Source organism: Rhodospirillales bacterium, assembly GCA_016710335.1.
GTDB lineage: Bacteria > Pseudomonadota > Alphaproteobacteria > Rhodospirillales > Defluviicoccaceae > JADJXQ01.
The window spans coordinates 481,417-507,923 of record JADJXQ010000001.1 but is presented as its reverse complement, the minus strand read 5'-3'; the positions used below and the strand labels follow the sequence as shown (position 1 = coordinate 507,923).

The 26,507-nt window shown below is 64.6% G+C and carries 25 protein-coding genes and 8 pseudogenes; 12 read left to right on the top strand and 21 right to left on the bottom strand.

Annotated features, from left to right (window positions below; genetic code table 11):
- The first annotated feature begins 89 nt into the window (after window positions 1-89).
- Both IPM60_02315 and IPM60_02310 read left to right on the top strand, forming a co-directional pair.
- Entirely contained in the window at window positions 90-1,013 is a 924-nt protein-coding gene (locus tag IPM60_02315; GenBank protein MBK8906757.1) for an AAA family ATPase, read from the top strand.
- Window positions 1,014-1,188: 175 nt separating this feature from the next.
- Window positions 1,189-1,788: a transposase gene (locus IPM60_02310; protein ID MBK8906756.1), complete on the top strand. Its 600-nt coding sequence runs from the start codon at window positions 1,189-1,191 to the stop codon at window positions 1,786-1,788.
- Here IPM60_02310 and IPM60_02305 read toward each other — a convergent pair.
- From IPM60_02305 to IPM60_02285, 5 genes and pseudogenes are all read right to left on the bottom strand, one after another.
- Window positions 1,685-2,845, bottom strand: a pseudogene (locus IPM60_02305) (IS256 family transposase). The gene IPM60_02310 and the pseudogene IPM60_02305 sit on opposite strands and share 104 nt — an antisense overlap.
- A gap of 139 nt (window positions 2,846-2,984) precedes the next feature.
- Window positions 2,985-3,238 (bottom strand): annotated as a pseudogene (locus IPM60_02300) (hypothetical protein).
- The gene (locus tag IPM60_02295; protein MBK8906755.1) at window positions 3,180-3,611 is read right to left on the bottom strand and encodes a hypothetical protein; all 432 of its coding nucleotides are present in this window, start codon (window positions 3,609-3,611) and stop codon (window positions 3,180-3,182) included. Before IPM60_02295 ends, IPM60_02300 begins: the two are co-directional and overlap by 59 nt.
- Complete coding sequence (locus IPM60_02290; GenBank protein MBK8906754.1) at window positions 3,581-4,078, bottom strand: helix-turn-helix domain-containing protein; 498 nt, start codon at window positions 4,076-4,078, stop codon at window positions 3,581-3,583. The genes IPM60_02295 and IPM60_02290 overlap by 31 nt, the downstream gene beginning before the upstream one ends.
- A 512-nt stretch (window positions 4,079-4,590) precedes the next feature.
- Window positions 4,591-6,090 (bottom strand): FAD-dependent oxidoreductase, encoded by a 1,500-nt coding sequence (locus tag IPM60_02285; protein ID MBK8906753.1) that lies wholly within the window; start codon window positions 6,088-6,090, stop codon window positions 4,591-4,593.
- A 556-nt stretch (window positions 6,091-6,646) separates the two neighbouring features.
- On the opposite strand from IPM60_02285, the gene IPM60_02280 reads away from it, so the two are divergent.
- A complete protein-coding gene (locus IPM60_02280; GenBank protein MBK8906752.1) occupies window positions 6,647-7,741 on the top strand; it encodes an IS21 family transposase in 1,095 nt (364 codons plus the stop codon).
- A gap of 23 nt (window positions 7,742-7,764) precedes the next feature.
- Here IPM60_02280 and IPM60_02275 read toward each other — a convergent pair.
- The 8 genes and pseudogenes from IPM60_02275 to IPM60_02240 all read right to left on the bottom strand — a co-directional run bounded on the left by IPM60_02275 (window position 7,765) and on the right by IPM60_02240 (window position 12,999).
- Window positions 7,765-9,364, bottom strand: a pseudogene (locus IPM60_02275) (IS66 family transposase).
- Between the two features lie 45 nt (window positions 9,365-9,409).
- Window positions 9,410-9,568: an IS66 family insertion sequence element accessory protein TnpB gene (locus IPM60_02270; GenBank protein MBK8906751.1), complete on the bottom strand. Its 159-nt coding sequence runs from the start codon at window positions 9,566-9,568 to the stop codon at window positions 9,410-9,412.
- Between the two features lie 68 nt (window positions 9,569-9,636).
- A pseudogene (locus tag IPM60_02265) lies at window positions 9,637-11,726 on the bottom strand (recombinase family protein).
- Window positions 11,704-11,898 carry a hypothetical protein gene (locus IPM60_02260; protein ID MBK8906750.1) on the bottom strand — a complete coding sequence of 65 codons (195 nt, stop codon included), beginning with the start codon at window positions 11,896-11,898 and terminating at the stop codon, window positions 11,704-11,706. Before IPM60_02260 ends, IPM60_02265 begins: the two are co-directional and overlap by 23 nt.
- 191 nt (window positions 11,899-12,089) lie before the next feature.
- The gene (tnpB, locus tag IPM60_02255) at window positions 12,090-12,371 is read right to left on the bottom strand and encodes an IS66 family insertion sequence element accessory protein TnpB (GenBank protein MBK8906749.1); all 282 of its coding nucleotides are present in this window, start codon (window positions 12,369-12,371) and stop codon (window positions 12,090-12,092) included.
- Between the two features lie 4 nt (window positions 12,372-12,375).
- Entirely contained in the window at window positions 12,376-12,576 is a 201-nt protein-coding gene (locus tag IPM60_02250) for a hypothetical protein (protein ID MBK8906748.1), read from the bottom strand.
- The gene (locus IPM60_02245; protein MBK8906747.1) at window positions 12,566-12,757 is read right to left on the bottom strand and encodes a transposase; all 192 of its coding nucleotides are present in this window, start codon (window positions 12,755-12,757) and stop codon (window positions 12,566-12,568) included. The genes IPM60_02250 and IPM60_02245 overlap by 11 nt, the downstream gene beginning before the upstream one ends.
- Window positions 12,758-12,813: 56 nt before the next feature.
- The gene (locus IPM60_02240; GenBank protein ID MBK8906746.1) at window positions 12,814-12,999 is read right to left on the bottom strand and encodes a hypothetical protein; all 186 of its coding nucleotides are present in this window, start codon (window positions 12,997-12,999) and stop codon (window positions 12,814-12,816) included.
- On the opposite strand from IPM60_02240, the gene IPM60_02235 reads away from it, so the two are divergent.
- Both IPM60_02235 and IPM60_02230 read left to right on the top strand, forming a co-directional pair.
- The gene (locus tag IPM60_02235; protein ID MBK8906745.1) at window positions 13,000-13,347 is read left to right on the top strand and encodes a hypothetical protein; all 348 of its coding nucleotides are present in this window, start codon (window positions 13,000-13,002) and stop codon (window positions 13,345-13,347) included.
- Window positions 13,344-14,100, top strand: a pseudogene (locus tag IPM60_02230) (ATP-binding protein). Before IPM60_02235 ends, IPM60_02230 begins: the two are co-directional and overlap by 4 nt.
- Before the next feature lie 166 nt (window positions 14,101-14,266).
- Here the strand turns inward: IPM60_02230 and IPM60_02225 are convergent.
- The 3 genes from IPM60_02225 to IPM60_02215 form a co-directional block, all read right to left on the bottom strand.
- On the bottom strand, window positions 14,267-14,473 hold the full coding sequence (locus tag IPM60_02225) for a hypothetical protein (GenBank protein MBK8906744.1): 207 nt from the start codon (window positions 14,471-14,473) through the stop codon (window positions 14,267-14,269).
- Window positions 14,474-14,632: 159 nt separating this feature from the next.
- The gene (locus IPM60_02220; GenBank protein ID MBK8906743.1) at window positions 14,633-15,445 is read right to left on the bottom strand and encodes a VPLPA-CTERM sorting domain-containing protein; all 813 of its coding nucleotides are present in this window, start codon (window positions 15,443-15,445) and stop codon (window positions 14,633-14,635) included.
- 72 nt (window positions 15,446-15,517) lie between these two features.
- The gene (locus IPM60_02215; GenBank protein MBK8906742.1) at window positions 15,518-16,153 is read right to left on the bottom strand and encodes a hypothetical protein; all 636 of its coding nucleotides are present in this window, start codon (window positions 16,151-16,153) and stop codon (window positions 15,518-15,520) included.
- Between the two features lie 326 nt (window positions 16,154-16,479).
- Between IPM60_02215 and IPM60_02210 the strand changes: the two genes are divergently transcribed.
- From IPM60_02210 to radC, 7 genes and pseudogenes are all read left to right on the top strand, one after another.
- A complete protein-coding gene (locus IPM60_02210; protein MBK8906741.1) occupies window positions 16,480-16,884 on the top strand; it encodes a hypothetical protein in 405 nt (134 codons plus the stop codon).
- A gap of 335 nt (window positions 16,885-17,219) precedes the next feature.
- On the top strand, window positions 17,220-17,702 hold the full coding sequence (locus IPM60_02205; GenBank protein ID MBK8906740.1) for an ATP-binding protein: 483 nt from the start codon (window positions 17,220-17,222) through the stop codon (window positions 17,700-17,702).
- 234 nt (window positions 17,703-17,936) lie between these two features.
- Complete coding sequence (locus tag IPM60_02200) at window positions 17,937-18,251, top strand: HPF/RaiA family ribosome-associated protein (GenBank protein MBK8906739.1); 315 nt, start codon at window positions 17,937-17,939, stop codon at window positions 18,249-18,251.
- Between the two features lie 181 nt (window positions 18,252-18,432).
- Complete coding sequence (locus tag IPM60_02195; GenBank protein ID MBK8906738.1) at window positions 18,433-18,570, top strand: hypothetical protein; 138 nt, start codon at window positions 18,433-18,435, stop codon at window positions 18,568-18,570.
- Window positions 18,570-19,501, top strand: a pseudogene (locus IPM60_02190) (oxidoreductase). Before IPM60_02195 ends, IPM60_02190 begins: the two are co-directional and overlap by 1 nt.
- A pseudogene (locus IPM60_02185) lies at window positions 19,498-20,656 on the top strand (DEAD/DEAH box helicase). Before IPM60_02190 ends, IPM60_02185 begins: the two co-directional pseudogenes overlap by 4 nt.
- A gap of 174 nt (window positions 20,657-20,830) precedes the next feature.
- Window positions 20,831-21,784 (top strand): DNA repair protein RadC, encoded by a 954-nt coding sequence (radC, locus tag IPM60_02180; protein MBK8906737.1) that lies wholly within the window; start codon window positions 20,831-20,833, stop codon window positions 21,782-21,784.
- Between the two features lie 135 nt (window positions 21,785-21,919).
- Here the strand turns inward: radC and IPM60_02175 are convergent, their stop codons facing one another.
- The 5 genes and pseudogenes from IPM60_02175 to IPM60_02155 form a co-directional block, all read right to left on the bottom strand.
- Window positions 21,920-22,405: a hypothetical protein gene (locus tag IPM60_02175; GenBank protein ID MBK8906736.1), complete on the bottom strand. Its 486-nt coding sequence runs from the start codon at window positions 22,403-22,405 to the stop codon at window positions 21,920-21,922.
- On the bottom strand, window positions 22,402-23,991 hold the full coding sequence (locus tag IPM60_02170; protein MBK8906735.1) for an AAA family ATPase: 1,590 nt from the start codon (window positions 23,989-23,991) through the stop codon (window positions 22,402-22,404). The genes IPM60_02175 and IPM60_02170 overlap by 4 nt, the downstream gene beginning before the upstream one ends.
- Before the next feature lie 190 nt (window positions 23,992-24,181).
- Window positions 24,182-24,910, bottom strand: a complete 729-nt coding sequence (locus IPM60_02165) for a LuxR family transcriptional regulator (protein ID MBK8906734.1) — start codon at window positions 24,908-24,910, stop codon at window positions 24,182-24,184.
- 875 nt (window positions 24,911-25,785) lie between these two features.
- Window positions 25,786-26,235 (bottom strand): annotated as a pseudogene (locus tag IPM60_02160) (hypothetical protein).
- Between the two features lie 9 nt (window positions 26,236-26,244).
- Window positions 26,245-26,400: a pyridoxamine 5'-phosphate oxidase family protein gene (locus tag IPM60_02155; protein ID MBK8906733.1), complete on the bottom strand. Its 156-nt coding sequence runs from the start codon at window positions 26,398-26,400 to the stop codon at window positions 26,245-26,247.
- Window positions 26,401-26,507: the final 107 nt, after the last annotated feature.

Sequence of the window (26,507 nt, the reverse complement as noted above, 5' to 3'; positions counted from 1 at the left end):
CCGTTCTCAAGGCCGCTGTCTCGAATGATGAACCCATAGTGATGATCGCTACGTGAGGCCAGATTTGAGACCCTGTGTGAGCTGCACACATGTATGAAGCGTTCTACGGATTCCGCGAAAAACCGTTTTCGCTTATTCCCGACCCGGAGTTCTTGTACCTGAGCAAGAACCATCAGCTTGCGCTGAACTTGCTTGAGTACGGACTTACGGAGCAAACGGGATTTGTTGTAATCACTGGCGAGGTCGGATCTGGCAAGACGACGTTGGTTCGCGAGCTATTGAATAGCGTCTCCGACGAAGTGGTTATTGGACTCATCACCAATACCCACCAGTCCTTCGGAGAATTGCTGCAATGGATCGCGTTAGCATTCGATCTGGAGTGTCGCGACAAGGACAAGATTCAGCTCTATCAGGACTTCGTGAATTTTCTCATTGAGCAATATGCGTCCAGCCGGCGCACGGTTGTCATCATCGATGAAGCGCAAAATCTGTCACTGAGTGCGCTCGAAGAGCTGCGCATGTTGTCGAATATTAATGCAGACAAGGACTACCTCCTCCAACTCATTTTGGTTGGGCAGCCGGAACTGCTGCGGAAGCTGAAGCGACCGCAACTGCGGCAATTCGTCCAAAGGGTAGGCGTAGATTACCACCTGGGTCCGCTAACCCTTGAGGATACGGTCGGTTATATCCGCCACCGGATCCACGTCGGCGGGGGCGATCCGAATTTGTTCGACGAGTTCGCTTGTGCGGCCGTCCACCATTACACCCAGGGAGTTCCTCGCCTGACCAATATCCTGTGCGATCTCTCCTTGGTTTACGGGTACGCCGAAGAGAAACGGCAGATTGACATGGAAATCGTGATTGAAGTTGCATCGTCGCGCCTCAAGACTGGCCTCGGGATGTTCGAGACGCCGTCGAGCAAGCTCAGTCGCGAGGAGGTCAGGAAGCTCATTCGGCGAACCGTGATCACCGACATTGATAGCGCAGATCTGAAGACCGACTCTCGCGTGTGACATTCTCTCTCGCCATCGCCGCGGTGCAGGAGCTGCACTCCAGCGGAACACAGACTCCTGGAGGTCGAGGTCGTTGGTGCGCATCCAGCGTAATCGTCCGCTGTCGGTCGCCTTTTCCTGGCCCCGCTGAGGCTGCATGGTGTCCACTATCTGAGTAGTGGACACCATGCAGCCTATGGCAGGTACGAAGGGTCGCCGCCCTTTGCGGCGGACGTGGAGCTGGGCGGAGAAGCGCCGGATGGTGGCGGAGATGGAGGCGCCGGGCGCTTCGGCGTCTGCGGTTTCCCGGCAATACGACGTGAACACCAACCTGCTGTTCAAGTGGCGGCGCGAGATCGTGGCGATGGGCGGCATGCCGGGATCGGATTTGGTGGCAATCGGCGTGGTCCGGCACGATCAGGATGGCGGCCTGCGCCTGGCGCCTGATGCGACGACTGCGGTGGCCGATATCGAGGCTATGGAGCGGTCGGCGGTAGTGTCCAGAGTCTTTCGCACTTTTCCGTGGGTGATGGCCGTCCGGGTCATGCGGTTTATGCGGTCAGTTTTTGCTCGTGCAGCGGCTGCATGTTCAGGTAGCGGCGGGTGGACCAGTGGGTGCCGGCGATGTGCCTCGGTAGTGTCCAGAGTCTTTCGCACTTTTCCGTGGGTGATGGCCGTCCGGGTCATGCGGTTTATGCGGTCAGTTTTTGCTCGTGCAGCGGCTGCATGTTCAGGTAGCGGCGGGTGGACCAGTGGGTGCCGGCGATGTGCCTCAACCTGGCCGCGGCCAGGTTGAGGGCGCTTTCGCCGTCGGGGAATGCTCCCACCACCCGGGTTCGCCGGCGGATCTCGCGAATGATCCGCTCGAGCGGGTTGTTGGTCCGGATCCGCCGCCAGTGCTCTTCCGGGAAGTGGTAGTAGGTCAGTGTCTCTTCGACAGACTGTGCGACCAGGTCGGCGGCCTTGCCGAGCTTCTGCGCGCGCAACTTGCTGACGACCTCACCGGCCTTGGCCTTCGCCGTCGCCAGGTCCTCGCTGGCATGGATGGCCTTCAGCATCCGTGCCGCCTCGCACCTTCGGCGCCGGCACGTGGCTGAAGACATTGCGGTAGAAATGCACGACGCAGCGCCGCCAGCGGGCCTCCGGGTAGAACTCGCCAACGCTCTCGACGAGGCCGAGACAGGCATCGCTGGTGATCAGTTCGACCCCGTCAGCCCGCGCGCCTTCAGGTGGGCGAGAAAGCCGCTCCAGCCGGCCTTATCCTCCTTGGCGCCCTCGCAGATGCCAAGGGATCTCGCGGAAACCCTCGGCGTTGACGCCGATGGCGATGAGCACCGACACATTGCGCACCTCGCCGGCCCACCTCCGCTTCAGCACCACGCCGTCGAGGAAAACGTAAGGATGGCAACCCTCGATCGGCCGGTTGCGCCAAGCTTCAATGTGCTTGTAGATGCGCTGATTGAGCTTGGAAACCGTGCTCGGGCTCACCCGCGTGCCCCACAGCGCCTGGGTGATGTCCTCCACCCGGCGCACCGACACCCCAGCCAGATACATCTCGATCAGCGCTTCCTCCACCGACGTCTCTCGCCGCCGGTAGCGCTCGATGATCGCCGTCTCGAACGTCTGGCGGCGCAGCTTCGGAACCTGAGGCGAACCTCCCCGGCCCGCGTGTGCAGACCGCGCTCGTACGAGCCGGCGCGGGTGTCGCAGCGCGCCTCCGTCCGCTCATAGCGCGCCGCTTTGCACAGCCGGTCCGCCTCCGCATCCAACAGCGCGTTCAGCGCCTCCTCCACGCTGCCGCGCACGATCTTGCCCAAGTGATCGCGGATCTGTTCCTCGTCGATCCGAACCACGTGTCGATAACAAACTGAGTTGGCCGCTTTAGGTACCACATGAATTGACCGCTTCTGTTGTGGCTGATGGCCCTGTGGGGTTGTGGGGAAGGCGTAGCCTTGTCCACAAATCCACGGGGCTGGCGGGCGTCGAAGCAGGTCACGCCGCCTGTTGATCGGCGTCGTCGATCGGATTTCCGTCGGGCGCATAGCGCGCCGGCGCCGCGGCCCGTGGAACACGGCCAGCGTATCGTCGGGGTACTCGTGAACCCGGACACGCGCCTTGACGTAGTGGTGGCGGTGACGATCCGCCGGGATCTGCAGGATCCGGTTGCGGTAGCGCACCGTGTTATCATTACCGACGACGCGCTTTTCCTGGATGCAGAGGACGTCCTCGAGAATGCCGGCGGGCAGGCGGTGAACGCCGAGCCCGGTTCGGCCGGCGGCCGCCCGGAAGAGGGCGTTGTGCTCGGGGATGTAGACCTCCCGCGCGGTCCCGGTTGGCCTCCTCCATGGTGGTGATCCCGGCTTCCCGCAACGCCTGCGGCAGGCGGCCCTGCAGGGTCCCAAACATGCGCTCCGAGCGGCCGCGGGCTTCCGGCGAGTACGCCGCGATCAGCTCGATGCGGAGCGCGGCGAGTGCCCGGCCGACCTGGGTCGGGTTGTCCTTGTCGACCTTGCCGCCGGCTTCCGGGGTATGCCAGTAGTGCGACCCGCGATCCGCATAGAGCGCGCAGAACACTCCCCGCTCCGAGATCACCTCGGCGAGCGCCCGGAAGCTCGACATCGTCCCTCCTCGGCGACGAAGAACGCCGAGTAGATCTCCGACGTGGCGTCGTCCATGGTGACGATCAGATCCCAGCGCTCGCCCGGCACCCACTCGTGGCGGGAGCCGTCCTGGTGCAGCATCATTCCCGCCATCGGCCGCCGCGGCCGCTTTCGCCGGTGGGCCCCGCGACGTGGCGCCGGCGTGATCCGCCCGCATCGCTGCAGGGTCAGTCGCACCCAGTTGTAGCTCCGTCGGCAGCCGTGCTCCGAGACCAGCTTCTCGTGGAAGTGCTTCGGCGTGAAATCGAAGTACCGCGTGTCGAACAGCTCCAGAACCCGCGCCACCTCGTCCACCGCCGCCCGCCGCGCCGAGGCCCGGCCCAGACGCCGGTCGTAGAGACCCTCCGCGCCAGACTCCTCGTACCGGCCCCGCCAGCGCCGAAACGTCCGCTCCGGCATCCCCAACACCTCAGCCGCCTCCGACACGCTCCAGCCGACCCCGGCAGACCTTGCCGTAAACCTCCTCGAACTTCATCAGACGTAGCCCTTGCAAACACTCTGTCCGTCGCATCCCGCTCCCTCCGTCTGGAGCAGTTCTAATCCCGGACAGATCATGTGTTCCCTACGCCGGACATACCTCGTGTTAGCGACAGTCGATCCGAACCACGTTGCTCAACGACTTCGTCCCTGTCCTCGCTCATGGTGGCTCTCTCCGTCCGGCGTTGGATGCCCGCAACAGCCAACATATCCAGACCCGGGCGCCACCACCCAATCTTGTGCGAAAGATTCAATACGTCATCGCCGAACCCGGTCACCCTCGCGGATGCTCTCCACCAGATACAGGTAGCGATGCCCCCGGGCTGCCTTCTCAGGCACGAACATGCCGGATGATGTTCTCGAAAAGTTCGGGGATAGCAGTGTCACGAAGGAATCATATGATCTAATGCCTGTTATCGCGCCAACCCGCGGCGTCGCCAGTTCGTCCTTGCCCTTGCCACCTACCCTGTGACCTTCGAACCGAGCGGCCTGGTCGCCGGACCGTGGATAACCTCACCGCCGAGTTCGAACCGCGACCCATGGCAAGGGCAGTCCCAGGTGCGGTCGGTTTCGTTCCAGCCAACGACGCAGCCCATGTGACTGCAGACTGAGGAGACGGCATGGATGCGACCCTGCTCGTCCTTGAACGCGGCCACATTCTCCCCATTGATCTTCATGATCGCCGCGTCGCCAGGGGCGAGCTCGTCGAACGATTTCGGCTTGCGTGACAGATAGCCGCTCACGAGGTGCGCAGCGACATCGAGGTTTGCCTTCACGAACTGAGCCCCGCCGGCGACGGGCTTTACGCGCCTTGCGTCAAACATTTCAATCCAGCGGTTTTCCTTGCCCACCGCAAGGTCGGCCAGAATCATCCCTGCGGCCGTGCCGTTGCTGATGCCCCAGGCCTTGAAGCCGGTCGCAACCAGATATCCGTCCGTGGCTGACGACCAACCAATGAACGGCGCACTGTCCATGGACGTGTAGTCTTCGTTGACCCATCGATACTCGATCGGGCCGGCCCGGAAATTCTCGGTGAGCCAGCTTTCGAGCTCCGCAAAATGGCGCCGCTCCTCGTCGGTGTGGCCGGGCTTAAAGCTTGTTCCGGCGGCGATTGCATAGGCAACGCCATCCGCGCCCGTGTGAGTCCGGATCGAATGGCTCGGTTCTTCGACATTGATGTACATGCCGTCGGGCACGCGGCCGATCCTGGCGGCGATAACCGGCTCGGCATGGGGCGACGCCTCGGCATAGTAGCCGCCGACCTGCCCCAGCGGCAGATGAGTAGCCATGACGACGTGGCGCGCCGCCGCGCTTCCCTGGTCCGTGACGACGCGGGTCGGCTCCCAATCGACCACTCGGCTGTTCTCAAAGACATGGCACCCGTCTCCAGGGATGGTCTGCGCCAAGCCGGCTACATATTTTGTAGGGTGAAACTGGGCTTGATTGTCGAAGCGGATCGCCACGAGCACGTTAAACGGAAGATCCGTTGCACGGACGAGGGTGGCCGGAAGCCCGAGCTGCCGCGCGACTTCCACCTCCTTTTCGATCTGGCCGACGTGCTTCTCGTCACGCGTGTAGGCGTAGGCGAGCTTCCGTTCGATGTTACAGTCAATGCCGTACTGCGAGGCAAAGCTCCAGATTTTTTGGATCGCCGCTTCTTGCGCCTCCGCATACAGGCGGGCCCGGTCCTCACCGAATTTCTGCTTCAGCGTCTGGTAGACGACGCCGTGTTGCGACGTCATCTTGGCCGTCGACTTGCCGGTGACCTGCCGGCCGACCTTGCGCGCTTCGATCACCGCCACGGTCAGGCCAAGATCCTTGAGCGCCCGCGCCGTGGTGATACCGACGATTCCGCCGCCGATGATCGCAATGTCGACGTTGAGGGCTCCGGCGAGCTGCGGGAAGTCGGGCGCCGTGGCGGTAGCATTCCAGTATGTGTGGTCCGGAGCAAGATCAGACATGGTTACCTCCAGTGCTGAGGTATGAACTGCCGATTGCATGCATGGTTCCCGCTGTAACACCGGCTGAGGCAAGACCCGGCGATCGGATGCGCGGTTCCGGCTCGACCAGAATGCAGTGACCTTGGAACAACCCAAGGCATCGCCCAACCGCCTCGCCGGGCTTCGGTCTTGCCGATGACCGTACTCCTCCGTCGCTGGAAGCGCGTTGTTGCGTAAGTGGAGTGGCAGAAGCGGGCGTCGAGCATGATTCGGTCGCTGCTAGTGCACCGAATCTGTGACGGGGCGCGTCGCCGTCTCCAACGACCGCCAGAAAATCAAGTAGTTGTGGTCGACGTGGGCGAAGGCATATCGGGACGGCCCCGACTGTTGAGCGACAACCATCTTGTCGGGCGCCGTCAGCCAAGTTGGCCGCTGGCTCCAGTCGGAGGCCGGGCGTAGCCCGGCTGGAGTCTGGAGCCAGCGGCGCGATTGTCTTCCCCGGGGGATGAAGGCGTAGGTGCTGGCCGCTGCGGGCCGATACGAGCGGGATCTCTGTCACCGAAACGGAGGTCCCCTCGTGCCGGGCAAACCCGTCACCGACCAGCAAGTGAGAATCTACATGCGCGACCGTCATCGTCATAGCCAACGCGCCGCCGCTGCCCGGGCTGGGTTCAGCGAGCGCACCGGACGCCGGATCGAGACCGATCCGCGCCTTCCCTCCCAGCGCCAGCCCGAGCGCGGCCGCACCGTCCCCGATCCGCTCGAGGCGGTCTGGGAGCCGGTGTTGCTGCCGATCCTCGAGAACGATCCCGCCGTGCAGGCGGTCACGCTCCTGAGGCACCTGCAAATGACCGATCCGGACGCTTTTCCGGACGACCGTATCCGGCGCACGTTGGAGCGCCGCGTGCGCGCTGGCGCACGTTTGAGCGCCGCGTGCGCGACTGGCGCGCGCTTTTACGGTGAGGCCAGGGACGTGATCTTCCGTCAGACACCGGAGCCGGACCGCATGGCGCTCTCGGACTTTACCGACGCCAAAGAGCTTGGCGTCACCATCGCCGGCGAGCCCTTCGCTCACCGGCTCTACCACTTCGTGCTGGCCTACAGCGGCTGGGAACACGTCGGTGTCGTCCTCGGCGGCGAGAGCTTCACCGCGCTGGCCGAGAACCTCCAGAACGCCCTCTGGACCCTCGGCGGCGTGCCGCGTGAGCATCGCACCGACAGCCTCTCCGCCGCCTATCGCAACCTCGACCGCGAGGCCGCCGAGGATGTCACCAGGCGCTATGAAGGCTTCTGCGCTCACTACGGAATGTCAGCCAGCCGCAACAATTCCGGCGAAGCGCATGAGAACGGCGCGGTGGAATCCCACAACCGTCACCTCAAGACCGCTCCCGACCAGGCGCTGATCCTGCGCGGCTCCCGCGACTTCGCCGATGTCGCAGACTTGCGCCGCTTCGTCGATCAGCTCGTCTCACGCCGCAATCGGCGCCGAGACGTTGCCGTGCAAACGGAGGCCGCAACGCTGCGGCCGCTGCCGGCGCGGCGCACCACCGACTTCACCGAGATCGTCACCCGCGTCACCCGCACCGGCGGCTTCCTCGTGCACGGCGTCTTCTACAGCGCGCCCTCCCGTCTGATGTACGCATCCGGCGAGAGCCGCGGACGAGGGGCTTGACCGACGGCGTTAGCGTTGAGTGGTTATGCGGCGGCGTTGATGGGTTGTGGGCTCTGCCAATTCCAGGGCAGGAGTTCGCCGACGCGCTTGGCGGGGTGGCCAGGGAGGCGCTCAAGGACGTCGGCGAGGAAAGCGCGGGGGTCGATGCCGTTGAGTTTTGTCGTTTCGATCAGGGTGTACATGGCGGCGGCGCGATGTCCGCCGGTGTCGGAGCCGGCGAAGGTCCAATTGCGTCTTCCGACGGCGATGCCTCTTACGGCTCGTTCGGCGGCGTTGTTGCTGAGGCAGATCCGGCCGTCGTCGAGAAACCGGGTGAAGGCAACCCAGCGCTTGAGCAAGTAGTCGATGGCGTTTGCCGTCTTCGATTTTGCTGAGAGCCGGGTGCGCTGCCCGCGGAGCCATGTCTCGAGATCGTCGACGAACGGCCGCGCGCGCTCGGCCCGCACGGTGAGGCGCTGGTCAGCCGGCAGTCCGGTGATCTCGCGCTCGATGTCGAACAGGACGTCGATCCGCTTGACCGCTTCAATGGCGATCGGCGCCTTCTGCAGATCGGCAAGCTCGAAGAAGTTCCTCCGCGCATAGGCCCAGCATGCCGCCTCACTGATCGTCCCCGCTGGGCGACCGGGCTTGTACAGGCGGCCAAACCCGGAGAAGGCATCGGCCTGCATGATCCCGGCAAAGCCGTCGAGGACCCGTTCAGCGTGCACGCCGCGGCGGTCAGGAGAATAGAAGTAGACCGCGGCCGGCGGATCGGGGCCGCCGAAGGGGCGGTCATCACGCACAATGGTCCACAGTCGGCCGGTCCTGGTCTTGCCCTTTGCCAGGACCGGCACCGGCGTGTCGTCGGCGTGGATGCGCGCACCCGCACGGACATGGGCCTCGATGGCCTCGGTCAGCGGCCGCAACGACGCGGCCACCGCGCCAACCCAGTCGGCCAGCGTCGAGACGTCGATCGGCACGCCTTCGCGGGCAAAACGGACGCTCTGCCGGTTCAGCGGCAAATGCAGCCCGTACTTGCCGTAGATCACCTCGGCCAACAGGTTGGCGCCGGCGCGACCGCGGGCGATCGGGTGAAACGGCGCCGGCGCCTCGCTGATCGCCTCGCAGCAGCGGCAGGAAACCTTCTCGCGCACGTGCTGAATGACGAACCAGCGCGCCGGCAACCGCTCCAGGGTCTCGGTGATCTCCTCGCCCAGTTTGCGCACGACGCCGCCGCAGCCGGGACAGGCGGCCGGTGCCGGGTAAACGACACGAGTCCGCGGCAGATGCTCCGGGAAGCGGTCGGCGCGCCGGCCTGCGCGGCGTCGCGCCGTTGGCCTCGCCCGGTCGCCGTTCAGCCGTCCGCAACGCTTCGCCCGCATCTGCCTCGGCGGCGGTCTCTTCCAGTTCAGAGAGTGCCAGTTCCAGTTGCTCGAGCCGGGCGCTACGTTCGGACGACGGGCCGAACCGATGCCGCTTGAGCTTGGCGATCTCCAGCTTGAGCCGCTCGATCTCCAGGTCGAGCGCCCGCTTCGTCGCCTGCGCCGTCGCCACCTCGGCCTCGGCGGCCAGCCGGGCCGCGCGCTCGGCGAGGATCATCGCATGGGCGGCGGCAAGGTCGGTCGGCAGCGGCGCGATCGTCATGCCGCCTATGGAATCAGAGCCGGCGCCCCATGCAAAGGGCGATGTTCACCCGGCCGCCGTCGGCCGCCAGGTTCGTTGCGGCATGCGCCAGTCAATACCTTCAAGCAGATAGCCGAGTTGCGCCGGCGTGATCGTCACCGCACCGTCGGCGGGCGACGGCCAGAGGAACCGGCCACGCTCCAAACGCTTGGAAAACAGACACATGCCCTGGCCGTCGTGCCACAAAACCTTGATCAGATGACCACAGTGCCTTTCATAATGCCTCCTCTGGCTCACAGTCCGGGCAGCCGGACGACCTTATCATATTGATACTCTTCGTAGATCTTTGGGCGCCGGGCGATCACCTGCTGCACCCCTGCGCGCACCGGCTCGGAGGTCAGGGTTTCCACCGGAACCAGCCAGGGCGAGCCGGGGACGAGCTGCGTGGCCGGCAGGATGCCTCGGCGGACGAGGCTCATCGCCGATCCGACGCAGATGCCGAGCCGCTCCGCCGCCTTCATCAAGCTGATCGTCGCGCCATCCTGCCGCGTCGGATCATGATCGGGCAGGCCGAGCCGCGCGCGCAGTTCCTTGACCCGGACGGTCGTCCAGGTCTCGCCGTCGCCGGTCCTGCAGCGCATCCGGTTGAGCGACACCGCGATCTCCCGATCCGGCCAGTGCCCGGCGAGCTTGCGCAGGGCGTCGACGGCCGTCGGCACCCGATCCGCAGGGTAGCGGCCGGTCCTGACGCGGGGAACGCGTACCTCCGTGTGGCATCCACCCGTCCAGTGGATCAGCAGCACCGCCTCGTTCCTGGCGTCGTCGAGGTCGCAGACGATCTCGCGGACCAGGACATGAATGAGGCGCTGCCTGGTCCGGGTGTCGGCGGAAGCGGCGTTCCAGGCCGCCGGCAGGTCGTGCGCAAGCTGAAGCAGGCGCCCGCGGTCGATCTTCGGACGCGTCGCCGATTGCGCCTTCAACTCATCGAGCCGGCGTTCGAGTTGGGCCACACGCTCCAGCGCAGCGTTCCAGCGCGCTTCCAGCTCGCGGGCAACGTGGCGCTTGGCGGGATCGACCAGTTCGTACCGGCGTGCGGCGAGGGACGCCTCGTAGCGCGCCGCCTCGAGCTCGCGCCCGACCGCGGCGACGACCTCCTGCTGCGACCGCTCGGCCTGCTCGGAAGCGAGGATGGCAGCCTCCACGGCGCGGCCCGAGACCGCGTCCAGGATCTGCAGGGCGACCGCCCGATCGATGCGAACGCCGCCGATGCCGATGCACAGCCTGGCGCCGACATGCGCGTCGTCGCCCCGACACTGGTAACGGTGCGCGTTGCCTTTCCCCATACCGTAGAACACGCGCATCATCCGTCCGCAGCGCCCGCAGCGCATCAGCCCGGTGAGCAGGGCGCGTCCGCCGCGCGCCGATTTGCGTTCGCAGGTCTTCTTCATGTGCGCGTTCTCGAGCAGCAGTTGCTGATTGTCCTCGTACTCCTGCCAGCTGATGTAGCCCCTGTGGGCGTCGCGCAGCAGCACGTTCCATTCCTCTCTGGGCTTGCGCAGGCCGTCGGCCTTGCGGGCGCGGCCGTCGACGATCTTCGTGCGCTGCCCTTTCCGGCCGAAGGCATAGGCGCCGGCGTACAGCGGATTGTGCAGGATCTGCATGACGCTGTGATAGGCGGGCGGCTTCCAGGCCAGCTTCTGGATGTCGACGTTGCGCATCACGACCGGCATCTTAAGGCCGGCTTGGCGCAGCCAGAGGAAGACCTGCCGCGCGCTGCCCAGCTCGCGGAACTTGGCGAAGACCAGACGGATCGTCTCGACGACATGCTCGTCGGGATCGATCTCGATCTTCCCGCCTCGCTCCAGCAGAAGCCGGGCGGCAGCATGAACCGGAACTCGCCGCGTCCCGCCTTCCGGTCGCGCGCCGCAAGCCCGCGTTGCCGCATCAGGCTCAGCTCGTATTCCGACATTGTCCCCTTCAGCCCGAGCAGCAGGCGATCGTTGACCAGCCGCGGATCGTAGGCGCCGTCGGGATCAACGACCAGGCTGCCGGCAAGCGCGCACAACTCGATCAGATGATGCCAGTCCCGGCCGTTGCGGGCCAGACGCGACGCCTCGATGCAGTAGACGGCGCCGACGTCGCCGGAGCAGACCAGCGCCACCAGGCGCTCGAACCCCGGCCGCTGTGTCCGGCCCGATCCGGAGCGGCCGAGGTCGTCGTCGATCACCGTCACTGCGGCGAAGCCCTTGGCCGTCGCCGTTTCCGCCAGGTCGTACTGCCGGCGCTGGCTTTCCAGATTGCCGGTGACCTGCGCCATGGTCGATTGCCGAACGTAGACGACGGCGGTGCGGGCGAGATGATCAGCGGTGATCTTGCTGCTCATCGGCGCCCTCCCTGCTCGTCGACAGCGTTGGTTCCATCCCGAGCGCTGCCAGAAGGAGATCGGCCAGGGCCTCGAGCAGTCCCTGCGTGCCTTGCTCCACCGGCACCGGGCAGTCCCGACGCTCCAGTTCGAGGACGAGCTGCCCGCGACTTCGGTCCCGACTTCTCCGCACCGCTCTTCTCCTTCCCGGTTGAAGGAGGGGAGTGTGCGCCCCGCTTCCGATGCCCGCCGAGCGACTCAAGCACGGCGGCCAGTTCGTTGAGCCCCTCGATGCTGATCCCCGGCGGACCCAGCGTCATGCCGGCGCAATAGCCTGCGTCGAACATCCAGTTCGGTAGCTCGCGGCACAGATCCGGCCGCTCGTCAGTGTAGATGCAGGTCAGCGTCTTGCCGCGCCGGAAGGGCGAGATCTGCAGCGTGCGGCCGAACAACGGATGCCAGCGGTAGGCAACCGTCGCGAATCGAAAACCGTAGGCAGAATGTCGGTAGCTTTCCGCGCCGCCCGCGGAAGACGAACAGATGACCCGAGTGCGGATCTCGCCGCAGCGTCTCCTGCACCTGCAGCGCCAGCCCGTCAAATCCGCGGCGCATGTCCGTATGCCCCGTCGCCAGCCACACCCGAACCCCGCTCGGCACCGGAATCATCGAATCAGCGCCGCATCAGAGCGCACATCACCGCCGCCGCCAACTCCGGTGAGACCGACGCTGGAATGCGCACCCGGGTCCGACCGTCGACCACAACCTCAATCGCCGAGACCGGATCGGTAACCGCGCCTTGCGCCGATACCGGGTCGCCCCCCGGCCCGCTCCCGCCATCGCCCGTGGACGCGACGATCACCTCAGAAAACACGTGCCGGGCCGCGGCAAACTCCCGCCGCCACCGATAAAGCAGACTGGAACAAATATCCGCCTGACGCGCGACCTCGAAACGACGGCCCCGGCGCAAACGCCGCGGCAACAATTGCCCGTTTCTGCTCCTCACTCCACCGACGCCGCCGTTCAGGACCGCTGAGAACCTCAACCCGCGCCAAAACACCCTCTCTTGCACCACTGCAAACACCACTGCTTGCACCAGTGCAAAATCAGGTCACGTCACATCCCCGCCGAAAAGGCGGCGCTCGCCGGATGCGTACGTCTGATCGGCCAGCGCCTCCGCGTTCATGTCTACGACGACCGTATCGAGGCCTGGCTCGGAGGGACCCCTGTCGTCAGCCATCCCCGCCAGCGCCAGCGCGGCGATGGCCGGCGTGTCCACCGCATCGACTATCGCCACGTGATCCATTCCCTGCGCCGCAAACCGCAGGCGCTGGCCGGATCGGTCTACCGCGACGGGCTCTTTCCCCGCACCGAGTACAGTGCCGCCTGGGCCGCGCTCTCGGAGGCTTTGCCCCAGCGGGAGGCCTGCCGGCGCATGGTCGAGCTGCTCTGGCTCGCCCATGACGAAGGCTGCGAGGCCGAGCTCGCCGCGCTGATCGCGGATGACCTCGGTTCAGGGGGCCTTCCCGACGCCCGCGATCTCGCCAGACGCCTCGAACCACGACGCCGAACACTCCCGGCCGACGTGCCCGTGGCGCTCACCGAACTGACCAGCTTCGATGCCCTGCTTGAGCTCCGCGCATGACCGCCAGCACCAGGACCACGCGGGCGGTCGATGTTCATGCGCTGCCCGCCATGCTGACCGCGTTGCGCTTGCCCAGCTTCCATCGGCACTGGACGGCGCTCGCCGAGTGCGCCGACATCGAAGGGTGGCCCGCCGCCCGCTTCCTCGCGGCCCTGGCCGAGGTCGAGCTCGCCGAACGGGAGACCCGCCGCATCCAGCGCCATCTCGCAGAGTCGCGCCTGCCAGGCGGCAAGACCCTGGCGACATTCGACTTCAAGGCGTTGCCCGGCGTACCCCGGGCCCGCGTCGAGGCGCTCGCCGCCGGCGACTGGGTCGAGACCGGCGCCAACCTCATCGCAATCGGCAACTCGGGCGCCGGCAAGACCCATCTGCTCTGCGCCATCGGACACGCTCTCGTCGAGACCGGACGGCGCGTGCTCTATACCCGCACCACCGATCTCGTGCAGAGGCTCCAGGCCGCTCGCCGGGACCTCGCCCTGGAGGCCGCGCTCGGCAAGCTCGACAAGTACGACCTGATCATCCTTGATGACATCGGTTACGCACAGAAGGACCAGGCCGAGACTTCCGTTCTCTTCGAACTCATCGCCCCGGCGCTACGAAACCCGCAGCCTGGCCATCGCCGCCAACCAGCCCTTCAGCGCCTGGGACCGCGTCTTCCCGGACAAGGCCGTCACCGTCGCCGCGATCGACAGGCTCGTCCATCACGCGACCATCCTCGAGATGAACGTCGACAGCTACCGTCGCCGCGCCGCCGCCGACCGAACCACCGCCGAGATCAATAGCAGAGCGACAACCACCGACAACCTCGCCGACAAACAAAATCATCCCGTCGGCAACAACCCCGCCGAGGAGGACGTCATCATCTGAACCAACCTTCCCAGCAGCCAGGACCGGCCAACTTGGCTGTCGCCACCGCACATTAAGGTTGACGCTCTACAATCGACGGCTGAATGCCCAGCTCGCCGGCGATCTGCATCAGCGGCCGACCACTCGACCGCAAAAGAGCAACGGCTTCCCGCTTGAACTCGTCCGCAGAACTCGGACGCGAAGGCCGCACCAGTTCCGTCATCTCCCGGCGGCACTCCGCCACGCACGGCGACATCTTTCCCGGCTTCGTCTTCGACATTGCGGATCCCCTCTCCCCGAAAGGAGGGTGTCCAAAAAGCCTGCGCAACTTCACCCAGTGATGATGAAGCCGTCCTTGCGGACCGCCATCATTCAAACAAGGAGGGGCGGTCCTTGCGGACCGCCCCGGGCTTCGCAGACCGCCAGAGATGAAAACGGTCTACGCTTTGTTGCGACGGCGATAACCGAACGCGCCGAGGCCCCCGAGCGCTGACAGGAACAGCGGCAGGGCGGCTGGAACCGGGACCGGGGCGACACCGCCGCCGCCGTTGCCGCCACCAGCACTCCCGCCGTTGTCGGGGAGTTGGCTGAAGCTGATCATGAGGTCGGCCGTCTTGACACTATTTTCATAGAGAAGGAAGGTTTCCATTGGGCCGGCGGCGCCGGGCTTCATGAAGCCCGCGATGTCGACCTTGAACTTCTGTCCCGCGATGGTCACTACGTCGCTGGTCGATACCCCGGCCGTGGTGACGACGTCGCCGCATCCCCCGGACGCCGACCAAACGCTGGAGCAGCTTCCGCCGAGGGCCTTCGGCAAAAGAGTGTTCAGCGTCTCGTTGACGTTGAAGGTCCAAGAAAGATTCGTGCGGTAGGTGTTGCCGCCGTCGCCGCCAACGATACCGACGTTCAGCGTCGTCTGCCGGATGGCTCCGTTCTCGATGGTCTGGTTGCGGAACCATACGGTGCCGATGGATGCGGTCAAACCGTCATGGACATCCACGCCGGAGAGCGAGACGCCGCGATAGACAATGCCGCTCTGCTGGCTCGGGTTGGAACGGGCGGTGGTTCCCCAGTTGAGGAAGGCGGCGCCGCTACCATAGCCGGCGACGACCGACCGGTTCACATCGGTGCCGCCCACGGTGCCACCAAAGCTGGCGCTCATGGTGTCGATGGTGGCGGCGTCGACGGAGGACGGCAGTAGCATCGGCAGAGCGATGGCGGCGGATGCGGTCAGAGTGGCGAGGGCTTTCATTTCAGGACTCCTTGTATGGAACATTACTAAAACCGAGGATCGGCGGATCGCAACGGACAGCCCTGGCGCAGGTCAGCGACCACCTCCACCACCGCCGGCGCCGTCACCACCGCCGTCGCCGCCAGAGCCGGAGCCGCCAGCGCCGCCGTCGCCAAAGGCTGCGCCTCCGAGAACCTCTTCGGCCGGCGCAATCCGGTCGAACATCGCCTCGACCTCGGCAAGGGTAGTCGGGTGGGCTCGGCGAGCGGCGATCGCCGCCGTCAATGCGGCCCGCGCCGCCCTGCGGGTATTCACGTCAAGGCACGGGTCAGCGGCCGCCGTTGCTGCAACCGCGGGACTGGCGGAGGCCTGCGCGCCATAGGAGCGCAGTGCGGCGGCGGCGTAAGGCCGGGACGACTTGATCTCGGCAAGCTTGGTGAACCATGCCCGGCACAGCTCATTGCGATCCAGAACGGCGTCGAGGTCCACATCGTAGTTTCCGAGCCAGGCCAGTGCCTGCGGCAACCCGCTGGTCCGGGTCGGTTCCAGGGGAAGATCGGCGTCATACCAGCGAGCAGTAGGCAGGGTGCCGATGACATCTGCATAGCGCTCAACGCCGCCATTGCTGTCGGCGAGCAGCAGGTTTGAGTTACGGACACCGCCGGCCGGCTCCAGAGAGGCGCAGGCAACGAGCGAGAGACAAAGGGAAAATAGTGCTGTCTTTTTCATTGAGACCTCCTAAGCGGGCGTGGCGCGAAAAGAGTGGACCCAGGAAACCGCCGAGGTGGTCGCGGTGTCGATTGGATCCGCAACGGGTGCCGTGCGCGTTTGAGGAGCCATGGAAGCTGTCTCCGGGAAGCGCATGATCTGGCTAATCTCCCTAGCGTGTTCATGCAATCTCTACTAGAAATTGATACTACTTTTGCTAGAAGTTTTCGTCAAGCGTGAATTTTCGCCGCTGCCCGCCGGCACGGTGAGTCCGAGCATAAAAGCCGCACCTAAAAGCGTTTTCGCGGTGGGGGTTATCATCGTCATTACGGTGCGGACACCGCACGATGGTGTCGGGCTCCGGTCGCCACGCCAGCACGTGTCGGCAAAGCTCGCGTGGTCCCGGCGCCGATGATCTGACCCTAGATTACGCCTACAAGGCGATGACCTGGCTCGGCGAAAAGATCGGCCAGGGCCAGTCAATGAAGGATGCCATCGAAGAGGCCCTGTACCACCACCGCCAGCCGCTGCTTGGGGAGGTTTCGCTCGCCTTCTTCGACACCACCAGCCTGTGGTTCGAGGGCAAAGGCGGCGCCACTCTCGGACAGCGGGGCCATTCGAAGGACTACCGGCCGCACCTGAACCAGGTGGTGCTGGGCATCGTGCTCGACGGCGAGGACCGGCCGATCCCGCCCGATGCCCCGCAATACCGCCGACTTCACGACCCTGGTGCCGGTGGTCGGACGCCTTAAGGAGGGGTTCGGCATCAATCGGGCGTGCATCGTAGCCGACCGCGGCACGATCGCGGGGCGACCATCGCCGATCTCGAGGCATGCGGCGTCGATTACATCCGGCGCGTGCGCAAACGCTCCGTTCGGGAGGTTCGCGAGGACGTCATCGACGACGGGGGCGTGGCAGTGCCGCTCGTCATCCCCGCCAGAAGGGCGAGACCCGGCTCGCGTCAAGAACATCACCGTCGGCGGCCGGCGCTACTTGCTGTGCCACAACGAAGAGGAGGCAAAGAAGGATGCCGAGGCCAGGGCCGCCATCCTCGCCGCCCTGGAGCACAAGCTCACCCAAGGCGAGAATGCGTTGGTCGGCAACGCCGGCTTCCGGCGCTTCCTTGGCTCACCCAAGGGCGATGGCTTTACCATCGATCCGGCCAAGATCGAGGCGGACGCCCCTTTTCGACGGCCTGTTGACGACCCTGGCCAGAGCCCATGCCGAAGGGCGGCTGGAAGACCGCCTGGCCTTCTACGGCAAGCCCAAGCTGTTGATCGTCGACGAACTGGGCTACCCGCCGTTCGAGGCCAATGCTGCGCACCTTTTCTTCCAGCTGGTGTCGCGACGCTACGAGCGCGGCAGACTGTTGATCACGTCCAACCGCTCCGTCGGCGAATGGGGGACGGTCTTCGGCGATCCCGTGGTCGCGACAGCCATCCTCGACCGTCTCTTGCACCACAGCCACGACGTCACCATTCGCGGCGACAGCAACCGGCTGCGCGAAAAACGGCACCCCGGTCTGATCAAAGCGCCGCCGCTCGAACAGGATCCGGCTAAGGAGGGGTGAGAGCCCAATGTCGGTGCAGATGCTTGCCCAGGTGGGTCCACAGGCCGCTCCCGTGGACTACCTGGACAAGCCCCACCAACCCAGGGGGGCATTATACAATGTCGCCAGGGGGTCACGTCTTGGTGTCGCTTGACAGAGGCGGCTGATTTTGCCGATCGTGCACGTGGCGGCTTGCGCACGATCAGGCATTTGCATGGCCTCTCACGGCAGATAATCGAACACAGGAGGACCGACGTGCAATTTCAACTCAACTCGGATGCCAATATTCAGGGCGACGAACGCTTGGCCGAAGTGGCCGAAAAGGCCATTGCATCGGCGCTGGGGCATCTGACGAGCCGCCTGTCCCGAATCGAGGTGCACCTGGCAGATGTCAACGCCGCCAAGGGTGGCAGTGACGATATTCGCTGCACCATCGAAGCGCGCCCCGAGGGCATGCAGCCGCAAACTGTCACCCACTCTGACGCGAACGTCGAAGCCGCCTTGCGAGGCGGAGCGAGGAAAATTCGCGCTCTGCTGGACAGCGAATTCGGCAAGCTTGGACGACGCTGAGGCCCGTCCCCCTCTACCCGGTTAGCCACAGGCAGAGCGATGTGCGCTCGATCAAGGCGCAGATGGCCACCGCCGATCTCGACCGCCAGCGCTCCGCGGTGCCGCCGATCCGCGGTGGTTCCATCGCGCCCGGACGGCCTTGCAGCACAAGCAGCGGCAGATCGGAGAGCCGCAGGCCCACATGGCGGCGCTGAAACCGCCCAAAGGCGGGCTCAAGGACTGCCTGATCGAGGTGCTGCCGCCCGACTACGACGACGACGCGTGGCGGTTCGCCGTCGATCGCGCCCGGCGGCTTCACGAGCAACGGGAAGCCGGTTGATGGCGCCGCCGCCACCGGCGCCGACGCTGGACGCCATCTACACCGCCTATGAAGCAGAGGGTGACGACGGCTTCCGCGACCACCTCGGCGCCTCTATCATCAGCAAGGAGTGCGAGCGGGCGCTTTGGTACGACTTCCGCTGGGTCACCCGCAGCGCCTTCTCGGGACGGATGCTGCGCCTGTTCGAGACCGGGAGGCTGGAGGAGGACCGCCTCGTCCGAGATCTCCGCCGCACCGGGGCGACGGTGCTGGACTGCGATCCCGACACCGGCCGCCAGTGGCGGGTGGAGGCCCACGGCGGCCACTTCGGCGGATCCATGGACGCCGTCGCCATCGGCCTCCGCGAGGCGCCGGCGACCCGGCACGTCGTCGAGTTCAAGACTCACAACCAGAGTTCGTTGACGGCGCTGAGGAAGGACGGGGTGCAGCGATCCAAGCCGCTGCATTGGGCGCAGATGCAGGTGTACGTGCATCTCGCCGGCCTCAACCGCGCCATGTACGTGACCGTCTGCAGGGATACCGACGAGATCCACATCGAGCGGGTCCACGCCGATCCCGGCGAGGGCGAGCGCTTGCTGGCCAGGGCCCGGCGTGTGATCGATGCGCCGAGGCCGCCCGCCCGCATCTCCGAGGATGCCACATGGTGGCAGTGCCGGCTGTGCGATCACCACGACCACTGCACGGCGAGCGGCCGGCCGAGACCAACTGCCGCACCTGCCTGCATTCGACCCCGGTCGACGGCGGCTGGCACTGCGCCCGCTGGAATCGGCCGCTCGCTTCCCGGGAGCAGCGCCGCGGCTGTCCCGCCCATCTGTTCGTCCCCGACCTTGTCCCCGGCGAGCCGGTCGATGCCGGCGACGACTGGGTCGAGTACCGCATGGCCGATGGCAGCCGCTGGACCAACCGGGCCTGCTGCGAGGCGCCGGCATGATCGAGTTGCGACCCTATCAGACCGACGCCATCAACGCGATCTACCACTACTTCGAGGAGAACAGCGGCAACCCGCTGATCGTGCTCCCGACCGGGACCGGCAAGTCGATCTGTCTCGCCGCCTTCACCGCCGGCGCCATCGCCGACTGGCCGGACGCCCGTGTCCTCGTCATCACCCACGTCAAGGTACTGATCGCCCAGAACCATGCCGAGATGCTCAGGCTGTGGCCGGAGGCGCCGGCCGGCATCTACTCCGCCGGGCTGAACAAGCGCGACCTGCATGCGCAGATCCTGTTCGCCGGCACCCAGTCCGTGCACAAGCGCGCCTACGACATCCAGCGCTGCGACCTGGCGCTGATCGATGAGGCGCAGCTTATTCCCCGCATCGTCCAGCACCATGTACCGGCGGTTCCTGAACGATCTCGCCGTCATCAACCCGCACCTCAAGGTCATCGTCTTCACCGCGACGCCGTACCGGCTCGACAGCGGCCTCTTGCACGAGGGCGACGGCGCCCTGTTCGACGCCATCGCCCATGAGGCCCGTATCGCCGACATGATCGCCAAGAGGTACCTGTGCGAGTTCGTGCCGAAGCGGACCGAGACGCAGCTGGACGTGACCGGCGTCGGCAGCCGCGGCGGCGAGTTCATCGCCGGGCAACTGGAGGCCTCCGTCGACGAGGCCGCGGTGACCGGGCCGGCCGCGGACGAGATCATGCGCCACGGCGGCGACCGCGGCTCGTGGCTGGTGTTCTGCGCCGGCGTCGACCACGCCCATTACGTCCGCGATGCCTTGCGCGAGCGCGGCATCTCCTGCGAGGCGATCCTCGGCGAGATGCCGGCCACGGAGCGCGACCGGATCATCGCCGCCTACAAGCAGAGCCACATCCGCTGCCTCACCAACGCCAACGTGCTAAACACCGGCTTCAACGCGCCGGGCGTCGATCTCATCGCCATGCTGCAGCCGACCAAGTCGGTCGGCCTCTACGTGCAGATGATCGGCCTCGGCACCCGCCTCGCCGACGGAAAGGACGACTGCCTGGTTCTCGACTTCGGCGGCAACATCGAGCGTCACGGACCGATCGACCGCATCGACGGGCGGCGAAAGCAGGGGAGCGAGGATGCGCCAGGCGTGTCTGAAAAGGGGCGTCATGAATAAGCGGGTTAGTGCCCCGGTACACCTGATCAAGTGTATGGAGCCGCTGCGGGGCTGAGGGTACTCTCTGGAAAGTAGACACGCAGAGGTTGATTGATGCGAAGGCACACTCGCCGAGCATCCGAGCCAAGAACGCTCCAATAGTACGCCGTGAACCCAGACAAGGGAGTACCAACAATGTCCGCAACAGCAATCGCCGCAGATATTCCGATTGAGATCTCCTCATTCGGATCGCTGCCGGACGTTGTCTCCAGCACGCTCGGCGGATTGTTCGATCAGGCGAGGGATTGGGTCGGACGAGAGGAATCACCATCCGGTCCGAAGGATGAGACGCAGTGGGCCGACGTCGCCGAGAACGCGCGGTGCTCCGCCGTCAAGAGGCAGATAGTAGATCAAGATAGTGCCCTAGAACAATCGGAACACCCTGAGGATACTTCGGAAAATATAGAGGTTCAAGACTGGAAAAGCTTGTGCTCGAGATTGCTCTCCATAAGCGAGGACTCGATTTCAGACATCGACTTGTTGACGCTGATGCTCTCCTATCATGAGACTGAGAAAAACGCGCGGAAAATGGCTGCGCAACTGATTCGCCGCTTCGAGACGTTCGGAAACGTCGTCAGCGCTCGGTGCACTCAGATCACCGGTGCGGCCGAAGTCCGACCGGAACTCATCGATTTCTTCCGCCTGGTGCGGGCCGCCGGTACGCGCCTCGCCCGCGAAGAGATCAGCGACCGTCCAGTCATCGATGCCTGGGACAAGCTCTTGAAGTACCTCCGCTCAAGCATGGCGCACCAGACAGAGGAGCAGTTCCGCGTCCTGTTCCTCGACCGCCGCAACGTCCTCATTGCGGACGAAGTGCAGCATCGTGGCACCATTGACCATACTCCGGTCTACCCACGTGAAGTGGCGAAACGCGCTCTTGAACTGGATGCATCCGCGATCATCATGGCTCACAACCATCCCAGTAACCATCCCGCCCCTTCAAGAGGAGATATCGAGATGACCCGGGTCGTCAGCGATGCTCTGGAACGTCTGGGCATCGTCCTCCACGATCACGTCATCGTCTCACGTCGCGGCCACAGCAGTTTTCGCAGCATGGGTCTCCTTGGCAAGAAAGCAGTCCACTGCTGACCGCGGTACTTCGCCACCCTGTCCGGGCGGCTGGACGAGAAGCAGCGACCACTCTCAACGACACCGCCAGATCGAGGTGCGGCATCGACACATGCCACGCCTTCAACCGAACGGGTGATACGGTCCGGAGGTTCGCTACGGCACGACGTTGAAACTCACACTGTCCGCTAGCTCGACGTCGTCCGCAGTAAGAGTAGCTCGGAGAATGTAAGTGCCCGGTTCCGCCCCCTTCGGAACCTTGACTTCGGTATCGACAATCGACTTTCCGGTTTCCAGCGGGTAGCCATCGTCATAGCGCGTGCTCAGCTTCTCATCCTTGTAGAAGATGGCAGTCTGGAACCGTCCGAGAATGTAGCCGGGCTGTGGCGGTACGCAGGCAGTGTAGGAGAAGCGGTAGCGGATCGTGTTCCCGCTATTGATGGTCTTCGGCTCGATTCCCGAAGCATCGAGACGCAGATAGGGCAGTGGCCGAGTACTGCATTGTTCCTCTTGCCAAACTTCAGCCGGAAGCGCGACCAGTTTTTTCCCCGGCGGAGGCGGTTTCTCCGACAGTATTCCCGCCAATTGCTGACACCCAGCCACAATGATGCTGCTCAATACTACTGCGACTGCAATCTTCACCGAGTTTGAATCCACTTCTCGCCGTCGGGACGTTGTTCCGGGATCTTAGGCGCCTTGGCGCGGCGCGGTCTGGATGCGCCTGCTCCCTTATCGGCTTGCGCCGGGCTGGCTGACGTTGCGGAAGGGGCGACCTCGGGCCCGGCCGGACCAGAGGCACTGATTGCCGGGGTAGCCGATTCGGAGGGAAACAACGGCCACGGGCCGTACTGTTCCGCTACCGGACTGTCGGCGGTCCCGTCCGCTGTGGCACCCGGTATCTGCAGTGCATCCGGCGGCGCTCCTTCCGCTTTTCCCGCAGTGTCGGTGCTCTCCGGAGATAAAGCCGGCGGCTGCTGCTCTAACGGCTGTCTCTGGCCCGCTTCCACAGACGTATCAAGCGTCTCCGCTGCGCTCGAGGGCTGTGGGGCGCGCGTGTCTGCCGCGGGCGTCAGGAGCGGTTCATCACGTACCGTAGGTTCATTCATAAACATGGCGACAGTCGCGATGAGGAAAAGCGAAAGGCCGGCGAACGGCACCATGCGCTCCGCCAGCCGACGCTGAGGGGGGCCAAGCTGCGGGGCAGCGGGCTGCGGGCGGCGACGCTCCCGTCGCTGCAGATCCTCGCCGGCGTGAGATTTGTCAGTCGCGTCCAGATCCGGAACGCGAGCGGTCGATTCGGAGGGACCGATATGGGCGCCTTGACCTCCAACATCAGGTGTAGCAGAGCCAGGATGTACGGCTTCGGCAGAAGCGGAAGGCTTGCCAGACAGGCTTTCGGGCGTCCAGATGTCGAGCAGGGCGGTGTGGATGAACTCTGCGGTTACCTCCCGCTTTCCCTCGGTTTCGGCAAGGGCTCGGGCGGCGTCGGCCAAGATTGCGGCCCAGTGCAAATTTGCTTTGGCGTAGGCGGTAATTCGTTCCAGGGCTCCGGCCGTCAGTTTCGGGCCGCCGGACTGGGAGCTGTCTTCGTATGCCAGCAGTGCGGCCATCTCGTCGGCGCTCGGAGAAGACACGCGGATCTCCACCAGCCGCTGTTCGAACCGTAAGCGGCGCAGCACCGCATCGATGCGGGATGCCAACGTCATCGATCCTGCAAAGACCAGCAATAGAACATCTGGAGACACACCGAGGTACTGCGGAACTTGGGCAAGATCCGCAATAACATCGTCAGTAAGATGGTCCGCCTGATCGACAACGAGCAATAGAGGCTGGTCGCCACTGCTCAACGAATTCACGGCAGCCGACAAGAAGGCCAGTGCTTCCGGCCTTGTGCGTGCTGAATGAGGAGCGCCGAGGCGTTGGCAGCAGACCTCCAAGAGGTCGTCGAAGTCTGGGAGCCTCGTAAAATCTCCGCCTGTTGGAGAGAGACGCAGCACCCGATGTTCGTCGGCCGACCCAACCCCGAACAGACTGTCGAGCAGGGTTGTCTTGCCGCACCCCTCCTCACCGAACAGCAGGATGAGCGGTTCTTTGTGCGACAAGGCCCGGCGCAGATCCTGAGCGGCAATTTTCTGGCCGGCGGTCGCATGTTGAATGGTCCACGTCTCGGCACCGGCTGCATGAGACGGCGGATGTTCCTGAGTGGACGCGAGCATCATCAACTCCAAGAAAGCTCGGCTTCGCAGAACCAACGCGATCGACGGTCGCTTGTGCGCGAGACGGAATTCGGCTTGGAGCGTAGACCGTTCATGCCAATTTCCCGATACACCCGATCAGGTGTATTGCCCGGCAAGAAGTAATGCGCGAATGCGGAACGCCATGCTTACCCGCGCCGGAAACAGGCGTTCGCGATGCGGGTCATGGCTTTATCAGCCCTGAGCGAACGGCCGAAACCACAGCCACCATCCGGTTAGTCGTGCCCAATTTTTTCATGGCGTTCTTGACGTAGAAGTTCACGGTGTTCTCCGACAGCCCGAGAATGACGCTGATTGATGAGGCGCTTTTACCCCGCGCCGTCCAAAGGAGGCACTCCTGTTCGCGTTTCGCCAGAATGGAGGTGTGAGAAAGCGCGGACTGAGGATTGTCCTGCAGACCGCGGTTCGATATGGAGCGCTCCGCGGGCGGCCCCCAGTGCTTTGCGAAGGCGTAGTAGAAATGGATCGCGATGACTTGAAGCACCCCGAGATGCGCCGGGTCGCACGATCCGGGCTGGCCCCGGGCCAAGCGAAGGGCGAAAGCCTGTCCGTCCGGGGCATGAACCGGGCAGATGATTTCGTCGAAGATACCAGCCTCTGTACGTTCCCTGCACAACAGTTGCTGCACCGGGGATAACTTCATTCGCCCCACAACCTCCCCCCAGATGAAAGGCGTAAGGCTTCCTGATGTCGCTCTCAGCAGCGGATCCACCACGTAGCGCCGCTCCTGTTCGTAATGCCGGCGGAACTCATCCGGGTAGTTGCACACGATGATCGGGCTCGGTTCATCTTCTAAGGCCGTCTCAGCTTCCGAGGCTGGGCGCTTGAGACAAAACAGCCCAAGCTTCTCATATCCTGCGGAACCAGCGGCCTCGACGAGCAAGTCAAACACGTGCTGAGCACTCGTAGACGAGCTGCATGTTTCGATGAAGCCAGAAAATTCCATGCTTGCGAGCCACGAAGTGGGAGGGTTTCCCCACCTTCACGAGTGGCGCCTAATCCAGCCCCAACAGCCGTTTCGCGCCCCACGCAAGGTGTCTCCAGCCCAGGGCGGCAACGGGCGGAACGCACCGCTCGCTAAATCCGCGAGCGTATGCAAGTTATCCAGCGGAACGACTGACATAACCCTTTAAGGGTATTTCACGCAACAATTTCAGCGGGGTCGCGTCGGAGCTGATGTGTTTGAGCGACGGAGTGCCGAAGGCAAGATCGTCGGCCTGAGGGGGTGGACGCAGCGAGCAAGATCACCGTCTTCGAACTACGATGTCCGTCCATTCCATTGGGAGGCCGCGGCGGGGCGGCTGGGCGCCGCGCCCTGTGCACGGACACAAAGGAATGATTAAAAGGATGGCTTGGATATGGAAAACCATGGGCAAGGATTAGAATGTCTGTGTAATTGCTGCAGCCGAGGACCGCGCGATTGGCAGCGGTTGTCGGCGAGAGCAGCCGGCCGCTGAAGCACGAGCAGCGCGCCCGGATTGTTCTTCTCTCCGCCAAACGCCTGCCGGTTCTCGCGGTGGCGCGCCGGGCTGGCGTGAGCCGTCCGACGCCGATAAACTTGGAGATCTGCGGCTCTCCAGCGTGGCCACGCCATCGGGATCAGCCTGATGGCCGGCATGATCGCGGCATACGACTCTGGAACCTGTTCGTCCGCTGATCAGCTCATGATAGGCGGCAAAGGTAAGAACCGAGATCGCCTTGTCGAAGAGCTGACCCGTTATACCTGCCACGGTCTTTTTCTTTAGTCCTTACCGATCCAGCTGCGATGAGCATGGCGCCGCCGGCAAGGCCCAACGCCAGGGCGCCGTAGGTTGCCAGGAGGGAGCGCTTCGACAGCACCAACTCCCAGCCCGGCGTGAACCGCTTGGGGGTCGCTCCATAATCCACGGCCGCGGCGATCGCCGACATCGCGCAAGCGTCGCGCAGCAGCTCGAAAGGAGAGCGCGGCGGTCGCGCAGCAAGCCACACCTCGAAGGGCAGCGCCCAGAACAGGGCCGAAGCCTTGTGCGTTCCGAAGCCGATGGCCGTATGCTCCACGTCCAGCTCGCCGTGCTTGGCCCCATCGTCGCCATGGAGCCAGTGGCTCGTCGCGTTGATGGGCTGGAGGACGCCCTTGCCATCGCCCTTCGCCAGCAAGCCTAAGGCAGCCGTCGAGGCGAGGCTCGCCACGGTGCCGGTGACACGGGCCGAGAGGCCGATCCGCAGCCACGGGTCCACACCGTTTGCCTACAGATCGGTCTTGGCGTGCTCGCCCACCGCCGGGCGGCTATTCGAGACAGCGGCGGTTAACATCTTGATGTAGCTCACCGCCGTGCCGAGGCTGTCCCAATACTGCGCGTCCTTCGGCGTAATCTTAAGCACCCGGATCGCGGGATCGTCGATTGTAGAGCGTCAACCTTAATGTGCGGTGGCGACAGCCAAGTTGGCCGGTCCTGGCTGCTGGGAAGGTTGGTTCAGATGATGACGTCCTCCTCGGCGGGGTTGTTGCC